We start from the raw sequence: 18,789 nt of genomic DNA, 5'->3' as shown, positions 1-18,789 counted from the left end.
GAACTCGCTCGGCAGCCGGATCAGGAAGTCTTTTCGCGGTCCCTGATGGTTTCAGGATGCACCGGTCTGCGGTCGTCCACAACGGGGTTGCGTGCCGAGCAGAACTGCCACGATCTCACCTGCCGCCGAGTCGCAGGCGAGGAGAACGACTCGCATGTCGAGACTCGGTGCCGAAGTACCGAAGTACCGAAGTACCGAAGTACCGGCCGATCGCAGACAGCACCGGCCCGCATTCTGAGGGACGGGCATTCGTCCGCTGAGCGATGCGGCATCCTGCCGCGTGAACTACACCGTGCGTTCACCACGCGGACGCATTCCCGTCACCGGCGAACGGTCGAGTACGAACGACCCCCGTTCAGCCCGACAGGAGCGCCCGAATGTCGTTGCCCCGTCCCCTCCGCAGAAGCGCCGCGATGCTCGCCGCGCTCGCGGTCTCAGCCTCAGGAATCGCGATCGCCGCGACGCCCTCGATCGCCCTCGGCGCCGAGCCCGGCGTCGTGATCAACGAGATCTGGTACGACGGATCGCCCGCTGACGCGATCGAGCTCTACAACTCGTCCGCGGCATCCGTCGACGTCTCGGGCTGGAAGGTGCAGGACGACGCCAAGGACCCGCTGAAGACCGGCGAGATCCCGACCGGCACGACGATCGCACCCGGCGGGTACCTCGTGCTCGCGAAGGACGCGACGCCGCTCGGCTTCCCGTTCGGGCTCGGCAAAGGCGATGCCGTGACGCTGTTCGACGCCGCCGGCACCATCGTCGACGATCACGTCTACGAGGCGACGGCTCCGCTCGCCGATTGGTCGCGCTGTGCCGACGGCGGCGAGTGGGCCCATGCCACCGCGGTGACCCTCGGTGCGGCGAACGTCTGCGCCGCACCCGAGCCCGAGCCCGGCAGCGTGCTGCTCACCGAGATCGACTCGGGCCCGGCCGACTTCATCGAGCTCATCAACCCCGGAGCCGGTGACCTCGACCTGTCGGGCTACGAGATCCGCGACAACTCCGACGACCACCGCTGGTTCTTCGCGGCCGGCACGACCATCGCGGCCGGCGCACGACTCGTCGTCGAGGAATCCACGGCGGGCGTCGACGCGAACGGTGCGCCGCAGACGTTCACGGCGGCGATCGGCATCGGCGGTTCGGACTCCATCCGGCTGTACGACAACGCGGCAACCCTGCTCGACACGTATTCGTGGGCGGGGCACCCCGCGATCGACGGCAACGAGGCGGCCGCGAGCTGGGCGCGCTGCCCCGATGCGACCGGCGGCTTCGGGCTCGCCCAGGTGACGAAGGGTGAGGCCAACAGCTGCGTGCTGCCGTCGGTGGCCGTGAACGAGGTCGAGTCCAACGGCGACGCCACCGACTGGGTCGAGGTCGTCAACACCGGCTCGCAGCCCATCGACCTCACGGGCTGGACGCTGATGGACAGCGACCCGATCGGGCACGCCGCCGACGTCACGCCCGTCGCGGCCGGCACCACGCTCGCCCCCGGCGCGTTCTTCGTCTTCGACGGCGGCATGCACTTCGGCTTCGGCCTCGGGGGAGCGGATGTCGCGACGATCCGCAGTGCCGCCGGCCTCACCGTCGTCGAATACGCCTGGGCCGAACACGCCGCCGTCACGAGGGCGCGCTGCCCCGATGGCACGGGTGCCTTCGGCGATGCATCCGTCGCCACCAAGGGTCAGCCGAACGCGTGCGGCGCTGGCCCGGTCGATCCCGTCGACCCGGATGTCGCGGTCTGGCCGGGTGCCGCCGACGTCACCGTGATCGACGAGACCCAGATGTTCGAGAGCGATTCCTCGGGCCTCGACGCGCAGCAGACGGCCGACGGTGTCGTGCTCTGGGCGGTCGACAACGGCACGGGCCTGTTCTGGAAGCTCGACGCGAGCGCCGACGGCTCGGTCGCCTTCGCCGACGGCTGGAACGCGGGCAAGCGCGTACGCTTCCAGCGCGACGCCGAGAACCCCGGCGCGGCCGGGCCCGACGCCGAGGGCATCACCGTCGACGGTGCCGGACGGATCTACGTCGCCTCCGAGCGCGACAACTCGAACAAGGGCGTCAACCAGAACGTGATCCTCGCGGTCGACCCCGACGCTGAGGGCCCCGACGTCGTCGCCGAGCAGGAGTGGGACCTCACCGCGTCACTGCCGCAGGTCGCGGCGAACACTGGTCTCGAAGCCGTCGAATGGGTGCCGGATGCCGCGCTCGAAGGCCTGCTCGTCGACGCCACCACCGGCGCCCCGTACGAGGCAGCAGACCACCCCGGTCACGGTGACGGCCTGTTCTTCGTCGCCGTCGAAGACAACGGCGTCGTCTACGCCTACGCCCTCAACACCGACGGCAGGAGCACGCAGATCGCGGCGATCGACCCCGGTCTCGGCGGTGTGATGGCGCTCGACTACGACACCGTGCTCCACCGCCTGTGGGCGCTCTGCGACAACGGCTGCGAGGGCCGCGGCGCCGGCATCACCTTCACGGGCGCGGCACCGACGATCGAGCTCTTCGCTCGCCCCGCCGGCATGCCGAACCTCAACAACGAGGGCTTCGCGACGGCGCCCGAGTCGCTGTCGACGGTCGCTGCTGCTGCTGGTGCTGCTGCTGGTGCTGCTTCGGATGTGGCTCCGCTCGCTCGGGTGAGCCCGTTCGTTCAGGCGAGCGCGGTCGCGGATGCCGCGGCGACGGCGCGCCCCGCCTGGTGGTTCGCCGACGGCGAGCAGCCCGCCGCCCTGCGGGCCGGCACGGTGCCCGGCGGCACGGTGCCCGGCGGTGAGCCCGGCGGTGAGCCCGGCGGCCAGCCGGGAGCGCCCGGCGGCGGAACCGGCGACGGTCAGGCAGGGTCGGGCTCGGGAGCGACCGGGGCGCTCGCGTCGACCGGTGTCGATTCGGCCCTCATCACCCTCGGGATGTTCGCCGCCCTCGCAGTCGCACTCGGCGCGGGGCTGCTGGTGCTCGTGCGGCGACGCCGCAGCGCCTGACGCCGGTCGAGGAGCGAAGCGCCTGACGTCGGTCGAGTGGCGAAGCGCCCGACGCCGGTCGAGGAGCGAAGCGTATCGAGACCCCGGTACCGAAGTACCGAAGTACCGAAGTACCGGCCGACCGCGCAGAGAACGCCCGGTCCTCAACACGAGGGCCGGGCGTTGTGCGTCGGACGAGTGGTGCGATCAGCGCGGCAGCAGCACGCCGACCTGCTCGCGGATCTCCTGCACGAGCTCGTCGACGGTGCGGGAGATGTTCGCCGTGGCCGCCATCGTGACGAACATGATCGCCGAGATGACGCGCGCAAGGGTGGCGGCCTCACGTTCGCCGAGGCGGTCGTCGCCGCGCAGCACGTCGGCGACGGCCGCTTCCGTCTGCAGGGTCAGCGTGAGGGCGTCGCGGTGGTGCGGCTCCTCGGGGTCGCCGAAGACGAGTTCGCGCAGGTACGTGCGCCCGTTGTCGATCTGGATGCGGTTGCAGTGCACGACCGGGCGCACGATCGCCGTCACCGCGTCAAGCGCATCGGGCAGGCTCGCTGCGGCCGCCCGTCCCTCCTCGAGGGCGTCGGCATAGGCGGAATTCTGCACGAGCAGGAGCAGCTCGCCCTTGGTCTTGGCGTAGAGGAACAGGGTGCCGGCGCCGATATCGGCCTTCTCGGCGATCTGCTGCGTGGTGACGTCGTCGACGCCGTGCTCGGCGAAGAGTTCGCGCGCGGCGGCCGTGATGCGTTCGAGCTTGACCTGCTTGTTGCGCTCGCGCCGCCCGACGGGTGCCGTGACCGAGGCCATCGCGTCCTCCAAGAATCGGATCCGACTGTGCTCAGCTTCGAGCATAATGCGGCAGCACGGCGCCATCCGTGACGTAGGTCAGCGCCTCGGACACCTCGTACGCATGCACGGCCGATGCGAACGCCGACACCTCATCCGAGAGCTTCGCGATCGCGGCGCTGTCGAAGAACGACGAGCGAGCGGATGCATCGGCGAACCCGAGCATCACCGAAGCATGGAATCGCTGGTCGGCCGGGTTGTCGTGAGCCACGTCGGGGGAGTCCCAGAGCTTCTCGTTCCAGGGCATGAACACTTCGGTGCGCAACTCGGTCAGTGCTGCCGCCGTCGCGAGCGCGGGCACGAACTCGTCGGCGAAGTACTTCCGGAACCGGCGGGTGCCGACGCCCTCGCGCCTCCGGAGGAAGACGAGGGCTCGCGCTCCCGTCTGCTCGCCGGGCGGGGCGACGTCGTACCAGCGGGTCGAGTTCGGCGGGCCCGCGTAGAGCAGGGTGCGCCGGAACACGTTGATCTCGTCGGCGTAGGCGAGCCGGGTCTGCGTGCGGCCGAGCAGCGGCGAGAAGACCGACTGGAACGTGACGTCGGCGACCCCGTCGATCCTGCGGTCGGCGGGGATGGTGGTCTCGATTCCCGGCGTGGCCGGCCACAGGCCCGGGTTGGTGGCGGCGAGGTGGACCTGCCGGTACTCGTCCATTCCCGGCGTCGCCGAGATGATCTTCGAGTGCGGGCCCTTCCAGTGCTCCATGCCCTGCTGGCGGGGCTGATCGGTGCGCATCCACAGCAGGATCGATGACGCGAACGGCTTCTTCGTATACGCGATCGTGTTCGTCATGGCGTGTTCTCCTGGTCGGATCGGATGCCGCTCAGCGGGCGAGGAACCGGGCGGCGACGGGCGCGAAGCGGTCGTGGAACTGGAAGATGCCGCCGTGGCCGGAGTCGGGGTAGATGATCAGCTCCGACCCTGCGATGCGGCGGTGCAGGTCATCGGAGAGCACCGAGGGCACCATGCGGTCGTGGTCGCCGTTGGCGATGAGTGTGGGTTGCGTGAGCTTCGAGAGGTCGGCGGGTGCCGAGCGGCCCCACTTCTTGATCGCCTTCAGCTGCGTCTGGAATGCCTTCACGCTGATCGGCTCGTCGCGGTCGGCGGTGCGCTCTGCGAGTCGCGCGACGAACGCCTTGCCGGCGCGCTTGCCGGCCGTGTTCCGGTTGAAGAACAGGAACTCCTTCGGGTCCGACCGGGTCAGGGCGGCACGCAGCATGTCGAGGTAGGTGACGCCCGCGACCTTGTCGATGTCCTTCCCGCCGGCGGGACCGGTGCCGGTGAGCACGAGCTTGCGCACGAGCTCGGGGTGCTCGACGACGAGGGCCTGGGCGACCATGCCGCCGAGCGAGAACGAGAAGACGTCGATCTGGTCGAAGCCGAGCGCACGGATGAAGGTGTAGGCGTCAGCGGCCATCGCCTCGACCGAGTCGGGCACCTCGCCGGTGGAAGCGCCGACGCCGCGGTTGTCGAAGGTGATGACGTGGCGGCCTTCGGCGATGGGGTCGATGATGCGCGGGTCCCAGTTGTCGAGCGTCGCGGCGAGGTGCACGAAGAAGACGACCGGCACGCCGCCCTTCGGGCCCAGCTCGCGGTAGGCGTAGGTGACGTCGCCCGCGGTGATCGTGCGGGTGGGCGCCGTGGCGTACGACATGACGGGGCCGCTCGCGGTCTCGGGGGTGGTGCTCATGAGAATTCTCCTTGTTGGTGAGTTGACTCAATTATGAGTCGGCTCAGGAAAATTGTCAAGCGAAGCCGCGCGCCACCCCCGTTCTCGGGTCTGGTGGAACCGGCGCGACGGGTCGATTGTTGGCACAGCTCCGCATCGAACCCGACGAACGCGGATCGACGGCTTGGTGCCGCCTCGAGGAGACCCCGTGTCCAACGCGCTTCGTCTGCAATCCGTCGCTGCACCCGTTCCCGATTCGCGGCGTTCGACTCGCCTCGCACTCGTGCTGTTCACGGTCCTGGCGATGATCGTCGTGCTCGCGACCCCGTCGGTCGCGTTCGCGGCCGTCACAGCGACGCAGCTGCGCTACGCGTGCGCGCAGAAGTCGAACGGGTTGCTGCGAGTGGCCTCGAGCGCAGGCGACTGCCGCACGAAGCAGGAGACGCCGGTCACGATCTGGCCGGGCCCGACCGCGCTCTGCACCCAGCCTGACGGCTCGGTGCGCCGCTTCGCGTCGGCGAAGTCGTGCATGGGCGCGAAGCCCGCCGGTACGCTCCTCGTCGTGCCGACCACCAACGGCCAGCCCGTGTACTTCTGCGCTCCGAGCTCGGGGGTGCTGCGCCGGGTGAGCGCCTCGACGGTGTGCCTCAGCACCGAGCAGCGCTACGTCATCGGCAACCACGCGCCGAGCGCCCTCACGCTCTCGAACGACTCGCTGCTCGAGAACGAACCCGCCGCGACGATCGTCGGCACCCTCGGCCTCGTCGACGAAGACCCCGCCGCGACGCCCGCGTTCGCGCTGGTCAGCGGCGCCGGCAGCACCGACAACGCGGCGTTCACGATCACCGGATCGACGCTCAAGACCGCGGCGAGCTTCGACTTCGAGACGAAGGCGAGCTACTCGATCCGCGTGCGCGGCACCGACGGGTACGGCGGCAGTCTCGAGCAGATGTTCACGATCAGCGTGCTCGACGTCGTCGAAGACGTGCCGCCGACCGCCGTCGCCGATACGACGACCGTCGACGAAGACGCCGCACCGACGACCGTCGACGTGCTCGTCAACGACGAAGACGTCGACGGCGGGCCGATCACGATCAGTGGCGTCGGCCAGCCCGATCACGGCACCGTCGTGATCGCCGGCGACGAGGCATCCGTCACCTACGAACCCGACGCCGGATACTGCAACGCCCCGCCCGGCACGACCACCGACGAGTTCACCTACACCCTCGCGCCCGGCGGCTCGACGACGACGGTCGGCGTGAAGGTCACGTGCGTCGACGACCTGCCGGTCGCCGCCGACGACGAAGCCACCGTCGACGAGGATGCCGCCGCCACGGCGATCGACGTGCTCGCGAACGACACCGACAGCGACGGCGGCGCGCGCTCCATCACGAGCGTCGTGCAGCCCGAGTACGGCACGGTCGTCATCACGGGCGGTGGCACCGGCCTGACGTACCAGCCCGACGCCGAGTACTGCAACGCGCCACCCGGTGACGCGAACGACGTGTTCAGCTACACGCTGAGCCCCGGCGACGCGAACGCGCAGGTCTCGGTGAAGGTGATCTGCATCGCCGATGCGCCCGTCGCCGACGACGAGACGTTCGACGGTCCCGACGGGGCGGTCGGCAACACCTTCCTCATCGTCGACGACCCGAGCGACGGCGCGATCGACCTCTCCCGCCCGCACCTCCTCGTCGCGGGCAACCTGCTCGAGGGCGACACCGACGCCGACCCGGGCACCGAGCTCGCGATCGAGTCCGGTGTCACCGTGACCGAGCAGGGCGGCTTCGTCTACCTCGAGGCCGACGGGGACTTCGCCTATCTGCCACCAGTCGGCTGCAACGCCACTGCCGACGGGTTCGACTACGCCGTCACCGACCAGGGCGTCGTGCAGGCGCTGACCGACACCGGGCATGTGACCATCGCCATCAGCGACTGCGTCTGGTACGTCGACAACGCCGCCGACGGCAACGACGGCAACGGGAGCAAGCCGTTCGACACGATCGCGCAGGCCGCGGCGGCGAGCAGCGCGGGCGACGACATCTTCGTGTTCGACGGCGACGGCTCCTCGACCGGGTATTCGACCGCGATCGTGCTCGACGACGACCAGCAGCTCATCGGCGAGGCATCCGATCTCGTCGTCGGCGGCCGCCTCTTGCACCAGGGTGACCCGGCCAAGCGGCCGACGATCACCGCGTCGCCAGGAGCGAATGTCGTCAGCCTCGGCGTCGGCAACCGTGTCGCCGGGCTCGAGGTTCACCCGGTCACCACGGGCGGCGGCATCCGCGTCTCCGGCCCTGGCGGCGACGCGACCATCGACGACGTGCGTATCGTCGACACGGGCGCCGGCGGCATCGGGCTCGCGTTGCAGAACGCGACGGGTACGAACACGATCGGCGACCTCGAGGTCGACGTCATCGGCCTCGGCGTCGTCGTCAACGACACCGCGAAGATCGTGTTCGATCCGGCGGCCACCGTGAGCATCCGCACCTCCGGAAGCGGGTGGGCGTTCCTCGCGCAGCGCAGCAACCTCGAGGGAAGCCAGATCGATCGGATCGTCGTCGACGATTCATTCGACAGCGGCGTCAGGCTGCAGCAGACGACCGGCGCCATCACCTTCGGCGACCTCGATATCCGCACGCTGAACTCGACCCAGGCGGCGTTCTCGCTGGTTCTGACCGGCCCGGTGACCGTGCCCGCGAACGCGACCGCGAAGATCGTCGCGACCAACGGCCCGGCGGTCGACGTCGCCGCGTCGTCGGGCTCGTCGCTCTCGTTCGACGAGGTGACCTCGACGAAGAGCAGCGTGTACGGCATCAACCTCGACGAGATCGGCGCGGGCACGTTCTCGGCGGCAGCCGGCGAGCTCTCCGCGGGGCCCTTCGGATCCACCCCCTTCAGGGTGCGCGGCGGCAGCGGCGACATCTCGTACGGCGGCTCGATCACCGACGGACCCGCAACCACGAGTGTCGACATCCAGAGCCGCACCGGCGGCACCGTCACGCTCTCGGGGTCGATCACCGACGGCAGCGACACGGGCGGCGGCGTCGTCGTCGCGAACAACACCGGCGGCGCCACCGTGCTCTCGGGACCGTCGAAGCACCTCGAGACCGGCGCGAATCCGGGCGTCTCGTTCGGGTCGTCCAACGGGCACGCCCTCTCGATCACCGGTGGCGGCCTCGATGTCACGACGACGAGCGGGGTGCCGCTCGCCGCCTCCCTCTCGGGCACCATCGTCGTCACCGGCGAGGGCAACACGCTCTCGAGCACGACCGGCACCGGGCTGTCGATCGTGCTGACCGGCATCGGGGCCGACGACGTCACATTCCGGCGAATCTCCTCGAACGGAGCGCCCTCGGGCATCGTGCTGCTCGGCACGGGCACGGCGGGCGGCCTGCACGTCACGGGCGACGGCAGCACGATTCAGGGCGGGGATGCCTCGGGCGGCATGATCGCCGCCACCACCGGTGACGGCATCTCGCTGCTGAGCACGGCGGATGTCTCGCTCCGTAACATGCGCGTCGAGAACAGCGCCGGCAACGGCATCGGGGGCGTCGGCGTCATCGGGTTCTCGTTCCTCAGCGGCACGGTCACGGGGGCGGGTGACGCCGACGGCGAAGACGGCATCGCCTTCGACGGGTCGAACGCCAACCTCTCGGGTGCGGTCGACATCTCGAACAGCGTGCTCACCTCGAACGAGGCATCCGGCATCTCGATCACGAACGCGGGCGGCACCATCTCGTCGGCGACCATCAGCGGCAACCGCATCTCGGATGCCGGCGACCTGCTCACGCCGGGGGCGGCGCTGCTGCTGCAGGCCACAGGAACCACCGGCGGCGCCGCGACGATCACGAAGGCGACGATCTCGTCGAACGTGATCACCGACTTCCGCGCCGGGCACGGAATCAGGCTCATCGGCGGCAACCAGGCGGGAGCCGCGAAGTCGACGCTCGGGAATCCCGGTAGCGTCACGAACGTCGTCGCGGTGACCGGCAACCGCATGGACGGCGGCAGCGGCGGCATCGAGCAGCAGCCCGAAGCGTTCGTCGACATGCAGGTGCTCGGCGCTGCCGACGCCAACGTCGACGTGTCGACGAACGGCACGGATGCCGAGCCGATCCGCCACCTCGACTGCCAGGCGATCTCGGTGCTCACGGGCGGCGCGGCGAACGTCACGGCCAAGTTCGATGCCAACGTCATCGCCGCGGGCAGCCGGCCGGGATGCGCCGGAATCAACGCGAACGCGATCTCGCTCAACACGGTCGGTGCGACCCTCGCGGCACGCGTGACGAACAACAAGGTCAGCGCGACCGGCGGCCCCGGCATCTTCGTCGGAGCGTCAGGCGCGGGCATGACCACGGCGAGGGTGACGGGCAACAACGTGCTCGCGCCGACCGGCGATGGGTATGCGGGGTACGCGGGCATCATCGTCGCAGCGGGCTCGATCGCCGGCCCGGATTCGCCCGTCTGCGTGGCGATCACGGGCAACACGACCGCCGGTGGCACCGGGGTGTTCCAGGCGACGGGCATCCAACTCTCGAAACTCTCGACCGACCCGACGATCAACGACTTCGGCATCGAGGGGCTCCCGCAGGGCCAGACGGCGTCGCCCGCCGTCGAGAACTACATCAACGGGCTCAACACGAGCGCGTCGGGCAGCGTCGGTGTCGGTGGCACCGTGCTCTCGACGGCGACGAGCGGGTTCACCTCGTGCACGACCGGCCTGTGAGCGTCTCGTGCGACCGTGTCTCTGAAGCCCTCGTGCGCGCACCGGCGGAAGCGAGCGAGAGGGTGCGCATGCGCCATCCGTACCAGGCGATCGCGAGGGTCATGATCGAGTAGATCGTGAGGGCCTGCAGCACGTAGGCCGGGTAGTCGATGAGCCAGCGGGGTTCCGAGGCGCCGGTGCCGAAGGCGGGGTTGTCGCTCACGGATGGCACGACGGTGCCGACCCAGTAGCCGACGGCCTGCGCCGCCGCGTAGATGAGCACGGCGGCCGCGAGTACCAGCCAGGCACTGCCGGTGCGTGACCGCCACACCGCCCGCGTCTTCGCGAGCGCGACGCGAGGCGTCCATCGTTCCGCGACAGGCGCCGCGATGGCGCTCATCCACGGGGCGGCGATGAAGGCCGCGACGAGCAGCGCGAGCAGAGCGAACATGCCGATCATGAGCAGTTGCTCACTGCCCGCCCGGCTACGCATGAGCTCGGGGATCAGCAGCAATGCGAGGAGGGGAAAGCACGCGACGACGGAGGCGAGCCAGATTCGGAGGAAGGCGGCGATGGGCATGTCTCGAATCTAGAAAGAGCGGATGCCGCGGGGGAATCCGGAGAACCCCCGGTTCCTCACTCTCGTTCGGGTCGCTCGAGCGGCACGAACTCCTGCCCGTTCTGAAGCACGGCGAACCAGGCGCCGCCGCTCTCGCCGGCGGCCCGCCGCTCGGTGGCCCGCCGTGCCAGCTCGGCGCGCTCGGCTCTGGCTGCGTCGGCCCATGCCGTGAAGATCGCGGCGGCCTCCGGATTCGTGGGCTGCCCGGGCGAGCGGTAGCTCGTGTGTCGCGGTCCGAACCAGACGCCCTGCGGCACGTCGAACTCGATCTCGAAGGCCGATCCCAGCTCGTCGCCGAGGCGATGCGCGAGCTCCTGGCGCTCCCGGTCGACCCGGCCGGGCAGCTCGGGTGAGCGCCACTCGAAGTCGGAGTCGAGGCCCTCGTCGTAGAGCCGCCCCCACGCCTGCAGGTCGGTGATCAGCTCGGGGCTGAGCCCGCTCTGCTCGTATCGGACCGGGTCGGGAAACCAGACCACCGACGAGGCGTAGTCGTACATCAGTCGCACGACGTCGGTGTCGTATCGGTACTCCCGGGCGCCCATGGCCCGATCCTACGACTCGTCGCGACGCCGCATCTCGTGAGAGCGGGTCTCGATACGGCGCTGGCGCGCCTACGCGACCGGCGTGGTCTGCGTGTCCGCGCGGCGGTACCGAAGTACCGAAGTACCGAAGTACCGGCCGCCTCGACGGCGAACGCCCGGCCCTCGCGAAGAGGCCCGGGCGTTCGGTGCGCCGCCCGGGAGCTAGGCCTGCTTGCGGCCGCGCCGCGCGGTGACCGCGAGCACGATGCCGACGGCTCCGACCAGCAGGCCGGCGACGCCGAGTGCGCGCGCGACCACGTCGTCGGAGCCGGCGTCGTCGGCCGAGCCAGAGGAACTCGCTGTCTCGGACTCGTGCTCCGCCGAGGCATCCGCTTCGACCGCGTGGCCGTGGCCGTCGGCGCTCGCCTCGGTGACCGTGATCGTGGGGGCGGGGTGCTCGGGCTCCTCCTCGCCCTCCTCGGCGATGGCGCTCCAGTCGGTCTGGCCCTCGGCGCACTCCTGCAGCACCGGGAAGGCCAGGGTCTCGCCCGCGGCGTCCGCCGGCAACTGCAGCGACAGCTCGATGACGTCACGCAGGTCGCTCGGCAGCGGGGTCACCGCCGTGTAGACGACCGAGCTCACGCGCTCGGTGATGTTGGCCCCGTGCGAGTCCTTGCGGGCTGCGTCGAACTGCTCGACGACCTTCTCGATGGTCCAGCCCGGGTTGACGGTCGGCGTGACTCGGTCGATGCCCTCGGGCATCGTGAAGGTGAGCTTGGTCGTGGGGCTCTCGCCGCAGCCGTGCGGGGTGCCGAAGCTCAGCACGGTGTAGGCGCCGGCGGCCGTCGCGCTGGGGTCGACGACGACGTGGGCGCTCGCCGCGAGCGGTGCGGCGAGGGCGAGTGCGGTGCCCGCGCCGAGGGCGATGGCGGCGGCGAGGGTCGTGCGGATGGAGGTCTTCATGTCTCTGCTTTCAGGGTCTGCGAACGGACGCACACGATCGAGGTGTGCTTCGGAGCGTTCGCGAATGCGGATGTGTCAGCGAGTCGCCGCGAGGGCGGCGAAGGGCTGACGCGGTGGTCCGCGGTACCGCAAGGCGGTGCAGAGCAGTGAGGAGGCATCCGCGCCGACCACTCGTGGGGCGGCGGGCACGACGTGCGCCGTCAGCGGCGGCACGAGCGGAGCCGTGAGCACGATGCGCGCGATGTCGACGCCGCGCGCCGCGAACCGCACGGCCTCGTGCATGCGATCGGCGAGGGCCACCGCGAAGATCGTGAGGATGGCGGCGACCGAGTGCGCCACGAGCATCGCAGGGCCGAAGTGCTCGTCGTGCACGGGGGCGCCGGCCGAGAACATCATCGCGCTGCCCGAGCCGTGGTGGTGCGATCCGGCGGCAGGAGCCGGTGCCACGGTGCCCGTGCCGGCCCTCGGGGTCAGCGAGTAGAGCGCGTGCAGCGCGAGCTGGGCGCCGACGGCGGCGAATACCGCGCGCGGAGTACTGCACCGGCCGCCCACGACCACCATCGCGAACGGCGCCGAGATGGCCAGCGCCAGGGCGATCGTCACGACGCCGGGCGGCGCACCTCCGCCGACGGTGTGCGCGAGCGAGGCGGAGACGATCGCGGTGCCGACGACGGCGAACGCCCGTCTCACCTGGGCGCCGCGACCGATCTGCACCCTGAGATTCTACGGTCGCACCGACCCGCGACGCTGCACGGATGTCGCACGGAGACCGAAGACGACGGATGCCCCGAACCGTCCCGGGTCCGGGGCATCCGCTCACGCTCGCTCAGTCGCGAGCGTCGCGCGGCATCAGCCGCACGTGCGCGCCGCATACGGCGCGGCGACCGTCGCCGACACCGATGCGTCGCCGACCGTGGCGGTGGCCGACGCCTCACCCGCGGCGACGCTCGAGGCGCGCGCCGCGAAGGTGTGCACCGCGTTCGCACCGGGTGCGACCGTGGCGAACGACTTGTCGCCGAAGGCGGTCGAGATCTCGATCGCCGCAGGCGTGCTCTCGTGGTTCGTCGCCTTGACGCTCACGTACACCTTGGAACCGATGCAGCGGGTCTCGGCGACCGCATCGACGGCGACCTCGGGCGTCTCCGCCGAGATCTGCGGCGCGTCGACCGCCCAGTAGCCGCTGTTCCCGGCGTTGGAGAGGCGCCAGCCGATGCGCACCTTACTCGCCGTCGCCGGCGCGGTGGCACTGAGCGACACCGGCTGGTTGATCTCGAACACCGTGCCCTGAGCGCTGTCGCGGCTCCAGAGCACCTGGCTCGAGCCGTCACCGAACTCGGCGATGACTTCGGCGTGCTGCGGGATGCCCGCCGTGATCTGGCGGTAGTGGTGGAAGAACGAGAGGTCGACCGCGCCGCCCGGCTTCACCGCCTGCCACGGCGAGTACAGGGTCGAGTCGAAGCGAGCGCCCGTGGCTGCGGGGTCGCCGAGGTCGTTCCACTCGTCGGCGTCAGCCACGGCGATCACGTCACGGCCGCGCACGAACGATCCGCGGCCCTGGCCCTCCTCGCTGGTGGCCCAGAACTCGTCGGACATGAAGGACCAGCCGCGGTATTCGCGCACGCCGACCGCAGGCGTCTTCTCGTCGATCGCCCAGCCAGCCGGGGTCTGCTTCGTCCAGCCCTTCGTGTCGGCGGGCTTGGGCGCCTCGTCGAGCACGCCCTGGAATGAGCCGGCCACCGTGTCGAACGGATCCTGCGACTCGGTGCCGATCGGCACGCCCTCGAGGCCCCAGGTCGGGTCGATCGCAACGTCGAGGTGTCGGAGGATCGTCGGGACGATGTCGACCTGACGCCACTCGCGCGTCGCCTGGCCGGTCACCGGTACCTCGCCGCCGGCCGCGAGGGTCCAGATGGCGCGGCTCGTGTGCTGGTCGCCGCCGTGGCCGTAGCCCGTGACGCCGTGGTCGGTCGAGGCGACGACGAGCCAGTCCTCGGCCGCGTAGCTCTCACGTGCCTCCATCGCGGCGATGAGCTCGCCGACCTGCTGGTCGAGCTTCTCGACCGCCGCCTTGTACTCGGGCGACTCGGCCGTGTAGGCGTGTCCCATCGCATCGGCGTCGTGCAGGTAGACGTACATGAGATCGGGGTTGCGGGTGTCGAGCACCTCGACGGCATCGGCGACGCTCAGGGCATCGGTGATCTTCTGGTTCGCGCCGACCTGCTGCATCTTCACGTCGGGCGTCGCGATGACGTACTGGTTCAGCGGCGCCCAGTCGAGCGTCGAGAACGTCGAGAAGTCCGGGTTCACCTGTTCGACCCGGGTGAGGATGTCGGGGTACTGCGTGAAGTTCGGGTTCGTGAAGCTGTTGTCGGGCGAACGGTGCTTGTCGACCCAGACGCCCGTGAGCAGGTTCGCGTGCCCGTGTCCGGACCAGGTGCCCGCGAGCGCGCTGTCGGGCATGTACCCGACGCCGAACTGGCCGCGGGCGGCGAGGGCGTCGAGGTTCGGCGTCGCGTAGTCGCGCAGCTTGTCGATGCGCATGCCGTCGAAGTCGATGAAGAGCACCTTCTTGCCGCTGATGCCGTCGGGCACGTCCGCCGGGCCCTTCGGCGGATCGGGCAGCGGGTGCTCGGCGCCGGCGACCGGGGCATCCGTCACCGTGACGTCGTCGATGGCCCAGTACCAGTCGTTCGTGGCCTGCTCGATGACCCAGCCGAGTCGCATCGACGTGGCTCCGGCGGGAACCTCGATGGGCTGGGTGAGCAGCTTGTTCTGCAGGTAGACCTGATCGCCGAGCACGGCCGTGCTGTACTCGAAGAGCCGCTCGGGGGCGGCGCCGTCGAACGACACCTGGAGGGCGGCCACCTGCGGGCCGGTCTGGCGGTAGTTCGAGGCGAAGTTGACGTGCACCGTCGACTTGCCCGCGACCGCGATGTCGGGCGAGGTGAGCGTGCTCGCGAAGAGCTGCTCGGCGGGGGAGTTGCCGTCGTCCCATTCGTCGTTATCGGCGACCGCGATGACGCCGGTCGCGCGCGTGAACGCCTCCCGGCCCTGGCCGGTCTGCGCGGCCGACCAGAACTGCGGCGTCGCGAACGTCCATCCGCGCCACTCGGGCTTGCCCTTGCCGGTCATCGACGCGTCGCTCGTGACGGTCCATCCCGCGGGTGCGTTCGGGGTCCAGCCGAGCGTGCCGACGGGGATGTGCGTCTCGCCGACCCGCGGCTGCAGCGATGCCGTCAGCGAGTCGAAGTTCTCGGCCGCGATCGGCGTGGCCGTCTCTGCGGCGACCGCAGGCGAGATGCCCGCCGTGGCCAGCAGGGCGATCGAGGCCGCGGCGAGGATCGCGGGGGCCCTGGAGCCCTGCCGGGGGCGGCGCGTTGGACGGAGGATCATCGTTGCTCACTTTCATCAAGGCTGATTGTTTGTGATTCAAATCGCGATCAAACGCTCACATCAGATCAGTGCCGTGACAGCCCCGTCAAGAGGCCGTCGATACCGATTTCCGATGGCCTCGATCACTCGAACGATCGAGCCCCCTGATCAGGCGGATCGACCGCCTGTTGTCCGAACGACTCCCGCCGGAGTTCACGCGCCGTTCGCCGCTCGGCGACGAACCGGCAGCCGGGTCGAGCCCGCCCGTCCGTAGCGTCGCGATGGTTGCGCACCGCTCGGTGCGAATCCGCACTCGATTCCGGAGGATCCATCCGCATGCCTTTCTCGCGAAAGCCGGCCGTCGCCCTTCCCGGTGCGGTCGCGGTCGCGGTGGCGGCCGTCATCGCCGCAGCTGGGGCGGCCGCACCGGTCGCCCACGCCACCGACGACCTCGCCGCGCCGACGTTCAGCGTCGACGGCGGCCGCCACGTCGGCCCGACCACCGTCGAGCTCTCGGCGCCGGCGGGCGCCGACATCCGCTACACGCTCGACGGCTCGATGCCCACGCTCACGAGCCCGCGCTACGAGGGGCCGATCACGATCGAGGAGTCCGCGAACCTCTCGGCCGTCTCCGTGCTCGGCGGCGAGGTGTCCGCCGCCGAGATCGAGGGCTACCTCATCAAGTCCGAGGAGCCGCTGCTCTCGTTCGTCGTCATGAGCGACATCGAGACCACGAGCTACGACGAGGCCAGCCGGGCGCGCTGGGACCACTACTTCGACACGATCACGTCGATCCAGGCCGCGCCCGACCTGATCCTCTCCAACGGCGACCAGATCGCCGACAACAACTACAACACCGGCCCGCACCACCAGGTGATCCGTTCCCTGCTGAGCGACGGCCTCACGAGCCACGGCCTCGACGACACGAAGATGCTCGTCACCTTCGGCAACCACGACGACCGGCTGAACGTGATGTCCCAGTACTACCCGACCGAGTGGTTCCCGCACACTGGCGGCGGCTACTACGAGCAGGTCGTCGAGGGGCACCACTTCCTGATCTTGAACACCGAGGCCTACGACGCGACGCAACGCGCCTGGCTGCAGGGCAGGCTCGCCGCGATCGCGGCCGAGCCCGGCGCACTCAACCGGCCCGTGTTCGTGGTCGGCCACCGCCCGACGCCGGGCACGGTGAACGACGGCGCCCAGGCAACGAACCCGGCGATCGCCGCCGATCTGGCGGCCTACCCGCAGTCGGTCTTCATCTCGGGGCACTCGCACCTGAACGTGAACAGCGAGAAGTCGATCCACCAGAAGGACTTCACGGCCGTGAACGACGGCTCGATGTCGTACTCGCAGATCCCGCGCGACGCGTACCAGAACTACGGCCCGCACCTGATCGACAACTTCACGCTGCCGGTGCCGCAGGCGATCTTCATCGAGGTCTACGCCGACCGCACCGAGATCGACCGCATCGCCTTCAGCGCCGAGCCGCGTCGCACCTACGACGCGAACGGCGGCTGGGCGCCGTACCCGCCGACGGTGCCGACCCCGAGCGCGGGCGCACTGGCCGGCCCGACCTGGACGGTTCGGCTCGACGGGGCGACCGCAGCCGAGGTGAAGGCGAACTTCGACTACACCGACGCCGTCCGCGCCGACCGCACCGCTCCCGTGCTCGGTGACGAGCCGAGCGTGCGTTCGACCGCGACGGGCTCGGTGCTGCGCGTGCCGCGGGCCAGCGACGACGAGCAGGTCTCCGGCTACGACATCACGGTGACGGATGTCGCGACCGGCGCCGCGGCGCTGCCGTTCCGTGCCGGGGCGAAGGTGTCCAGCGACTTCTTCTTCGCGCCGATGCCCTCCGTGCTCGAGATCCCGCTCGCCATCAAGCAGGGCCTCCAGCCCGCCTCACCGGTCGTCTCGCTCACGAACGGCCGCGCGTACACCGCCACCGTGACCGCGGTCGACGGCTGGGGCAATCGCTCCGCGACGACGTCGGTCGACTTCGTCGCCGGCTTCGACGGCGTTCCGGTCGAAGCCGAGGCGCGATGCCTCGGGTCGAAGGCGTACGTGACGGTCAAGGCGGCGAACGACGAGGCCGACGCGGTCGCGCTCGCGATCAGCACCGTGTACGGCGAGAAGTCGTTCGCGAACGTGATCGCGGGCAAGGGCTCGGTGCACTCGTTCCCGGTGCGCGCGGCGAGCGCGCCCGCGGGAGAGGTCACCGTGCAGGCGACCCGCGTGATCGGCGGTGTTCCCGTGACCGTCGCGACGACTGCTCCATACGACGCCGCGACCTGCGAGTGAGCCGAACCGAACCACCCCAAGACCGATGCACCACGAGAGAGAAGAGATACCCGAGATGAAGAGCATCACCAAGACCACCGCGGCGCGTGTCACGGCCGTCGCCGTCGGCGCCATGCTGCTGACGGCCGCGGCCGCGGCCGCCGCCGCGAACGCCGATGAGCTCGTGGGCGGCGACAGCACCGTCGACGTCACCGTCGAGGTGGCTCCGCTGACCGAGCCTGGCGTGCTCGCGATGACCGTGGCCGGCACCGAGGTCGCGCTGACCGAAGGAACGTCGGACGCGCCTGCCGTTCGCGAGTTCACGGGGCAGCTGCCGACGGTCACGATCACCGACACCCGCACGGCGGAGGAGATCCCCGACGCCGCCGCCTGGTACGTGCTCGGCACGACGAGCGACTTCGTGGGCGACGCCGGCCAGGCGCCGATCGGAGCCGGGCACCTCGGGTGGCGCCCGAACCTCGTCGACGGCGGAGCGTCGGGACTCGTCGCCGTCGGCGATGAGGTCGTGACCGTGATCGACGCGCCCACGCAGGGCGAGAACAACGTCGGCCTCGTCGACCAGGAGCTGTTCGCCTCGGCCTGGGACTCCGAGGATGTCGCGGCCGACGGCGCATGGACCGCGAACGCGGACCTCTTCCTCCGCACCGCGAGCGACGTGGCACCCGGCAACTACACGTCGAAGCTCACCCTGTCGCTGTTCGAGTGACGGCCACGAGCTCGAGTGACGGCCACGAGCTCGAGTGACGGCCACGAGCTCGAGTGACGATCACGACTTCGAGTGACGGCCACGACCGGCGGGCGCGTCCTGCGCGCCCGCCGGTTCGGCCCCGGG

At 70.2% G+C, this 18,789-nt stretch carries 12 protein-coding genes; 4 read left to right on the top strand and 8 right to left on the bottom strand.

Annotated features, from left to right (window positions below; all coding sequences use genetic code 11):
• The first annotated feature begins 413 nt into the window (after positions 1–413).
• A complete protein-coding gene (locus tag ASD23_RS00750) occupies positions 414–2,975 on the top strand; it encodes a lamin tail domain-containing protein (RefSeq protein WP_235507587.1) in 2,562 nt (853 codons plus the stop codon).
• Positions 2,976–3,161: 186 nt separating this feature from the next.
• Here ASD23_RS00750 and ASD23_RS00745 read toward each other — a convergent pair whose 3' ends face one another.
• From ASD23_RS00745 to ASD23_RS00735, 3 genes are read right to left on the bottom strand one after another with little or no spacing between them, the layout of a single operon-like run.
• The gene (locus tag ASD23_RS00745; protein ID WP_056005004.1) at positions 3,162–3,764 is read right to left on the bottom strand and encodes a TetR/AcrR family transcriptional regulator; all 603 of its coding nucleotides are present in this window, start codon (positions 3,762–3,764) and stop codon (positions 3,162–3,164) included.
• Between the two features lie 31 nt (positions 3,765–3,795).
• Positions 3,796–4,593: a hypothetical protein gene (locus ASD23_RS00740; RefSeq protein ID WP_056005002.1), complete on the bottom strand. Its 798-nt coding sequence runs from the start codon at positions 4,591–4,593 to the stop codon at positions 3,796–3,798.
• A gap of 31 nt (positions 4,594–4,624) precedes the next feature.
• The gene (locus ASD23_RS00735; RefSeq protein WP_056005000.1) at positions 4,625–5,491 is read right to left on the bottom strand and encodes an alpha/beta fold hydrolase; all 867 of its coding nucleotides are present in this window, start codon (positions 5,489–5,491) and stop codon (positions 4,625–4,627) included.
• Between the two features lie 187 nt (positions 5,492–5,678).
• Here ASD23_RS00735 and ASD23_RS00730 point away from each other — a divergent pair, with 187 nt between their 5' ends.
• Positions 5,679–10,199: a beta strand repeat-containing protein gene (locus tag ASD23_RS00730; protein WP_056004998.1), complete on the top strand. Its 4,521-nt coding sequence runs from the start codon at positions 5,679–5,681 to the stop codon at positions 10,197–10,199.
• Here the strand turns inward: ASD23_RS00730 and ASD23_RS00725 are convergent.
• From ASD23_RS00725 to ASD23_RS00705, 5 genes are all read right to left on the bottom strand, one after another.
• On the bottom strand, positions 10,174–10,758 hold the full coding sequence (locus tag ASD23_RS00725) for a hypothetical protein (RefSeq protein WP_056004996.1): 585 nt from the start codon (positions 10,756–10,758) through the stop codon (positions 10,174–10,176). The two genes, ASD23_RS00730 and ASD23_RS00725, sit on opposite strands and share 26 nt — an antisense overlap.
• Before the next feature lie 56 nt (positions 10,759–10,814).
• Positions 10,815–11,339 carry a hypothetical protein gene (locus ASD23_RS00720; RefSeq protein WP_056004994.1) on the bottom strand — a complete coding sequence of 175 codons (525 nt, stop codon included), beginning with the start codon at positions 11,337–11,339 and terminating at the stop codon, positions 10,815–10,817.
• A gap of 201 nt (positions 11,340–11,540) precedes the next feature.
• Positions 11,541–12,281 carry a YcnI family protein gene (locus ASD23_RS00715; RefSeq protein WP_056004991.1) on the bottom strand — a complete coding sequence of 247 codons (741 nt, stop codon included), beginning with the start codon at positions 12,279–12,281 and terminating at the stop codon, positions 11,541–11,543.
• 75 nt (positions 12,282–12,356) lie between these two features.
• Positions 12,357–12,995: a hypothetical protein gene (locus ASD23_RS00710; RefSeq protein WP_056004990.1), complete on the bottom strand. Its 639-nt coding sequence runs from the start codon at positions 12,993–12,995 to the stop codon at positions 12,357–12,359.
• Between the two features lie 135 nt (positions 12,996–13,130).
• Positions 13,131–15,674 carry an alkaline phosphatase family protein gene (locus tag ASD23_RS00705; RefSeq protein ID WP_056004989.1) on the bottom strand — a complete coding sequence of 848 codons (2,544 nt, stop codon included), beginning with the start codon at positions 15,672–15,674 and terminating at the stop codon, positions 13,131–13,133.
• 315 nt (positions 15,675–15,989) lie between these two features.
• Here ASD23_RS00705 and ASD23_RS00700 point away from each other — a divergent pair, with 315 nt between their 5' ends.
• Together ASD23_RS00700 and ASD23_RS00695 are read left to right on the top strand one after the other, a co-directional pair.
• Entirely contained in the window at positions 15,990–17,957 is a 1,968-nt protein-coding gene (locus ASD23_RS00700) for a chitobiase/beta-hexosaminidase C-terminal domain-containing protein (RefSeq protein ID WP_056004987.1), read from the top strand.
• A gap of 55 nt (positions 17,958–18,012) precedes the next feature.
• Complete coding sequence (locus tag ASD23_RS00695) at positions 18,013–18,663, top strand: hypothetical protein (protein WP_056004985.1); 651 nt, start codon at positions 18,013–18,015, stop codon at positions 18,661–18,663.
• Positions 18,664–18,789: the final 126 nt, after the last annotated feature.

This window comes from Agromyces sp. Root1464, from assembly GCF_001427265.1.
Classification (GTDB): Bacteria; Actinomycetota; Actinomycetes; order Actinomycetales; family Microbacteriaceae; genus Agromyces; species Agromyces fucosus.
This window is presented reverse-complemented; position numbering and strand designations above follow the sequence as displayed.

Excerpts from the sequence above, each read along its gene's own strand:
- ASD23_RS00750 (WP_235507587.1), top strand. The coding sequence starts at position 414 with ATGCTCGCCGCGCTCGCGGTCTCAGCCTCAGGAATCGCGATCGCCGCG.
- ASD23_RS00745 (WP_056005004.1), bottom strand. The coding sequence starts at position 3,764 with ATGGCCTCGGTCACGGCACCCGTCGGGCGGCGCGAGCGCAACAAGCAG.
- ASD23_RS00740 (WP_056005002.1), bottom strand. The coding sequence starts at position 4,593 with ATGACGAACACGATCGCGTATACGAAGAAGCCGTTCGCGTCATCGATC.
- ASD23_RS00735 (WP_056005000.1), bottom strand. The coding sequence starts at position 5,491 with ATGAGCACCACCCCCGAGACCGCGAGCGGCCCCGTCATGTCGTACGCC.
- ASD23_RS00725 (WP_056004996.1), bottom strand. The coding sequence starts at position 10,758 with ATGCCCATCGCCGCCTTCCTCCGAATCTGGCTCGCCTCCGTCGTCGCG.
- ASD23_RS00720 (WP_056004994.1), bottom strand. The coding sequence starts at position 11,339 with ATGGGCGCCCGGGAGTACCGATACGACACCGACGTCGTGCGACTGATG.
- ASD23_RS00715 (WP_056004991.1), bottom strand. The coding sequence starts at position 12,281 with ATGAAGACCTCCATCCGCACGACCCTCGCCGCCGCCATCGCCCTCGGC.
- ASD23_RS00705 (WP_056004989.1), bottom strand. The coding sequence starts at position 15,674 with ATGATCCTCCGTCCAACGCGCCGCCCCCGGCAGGGCTCCAGGGCCCCC.
- ASD23_RS00700 (WP_056004987.1), top strand. The coding sequence starts at position 15,990 with ATGCCTTTCTCGCGAAAGCCGGCCGTCGCCCTTCCCGGTGCGGTCGCG.
- ASD23_RS00695 (WP_056004985.1), top strand. The coding sequence starts at position 18,013 with ATGAAGAGCATCACCAAGACCACCGCGGCGCGTGTCACGGCCGTCGCC.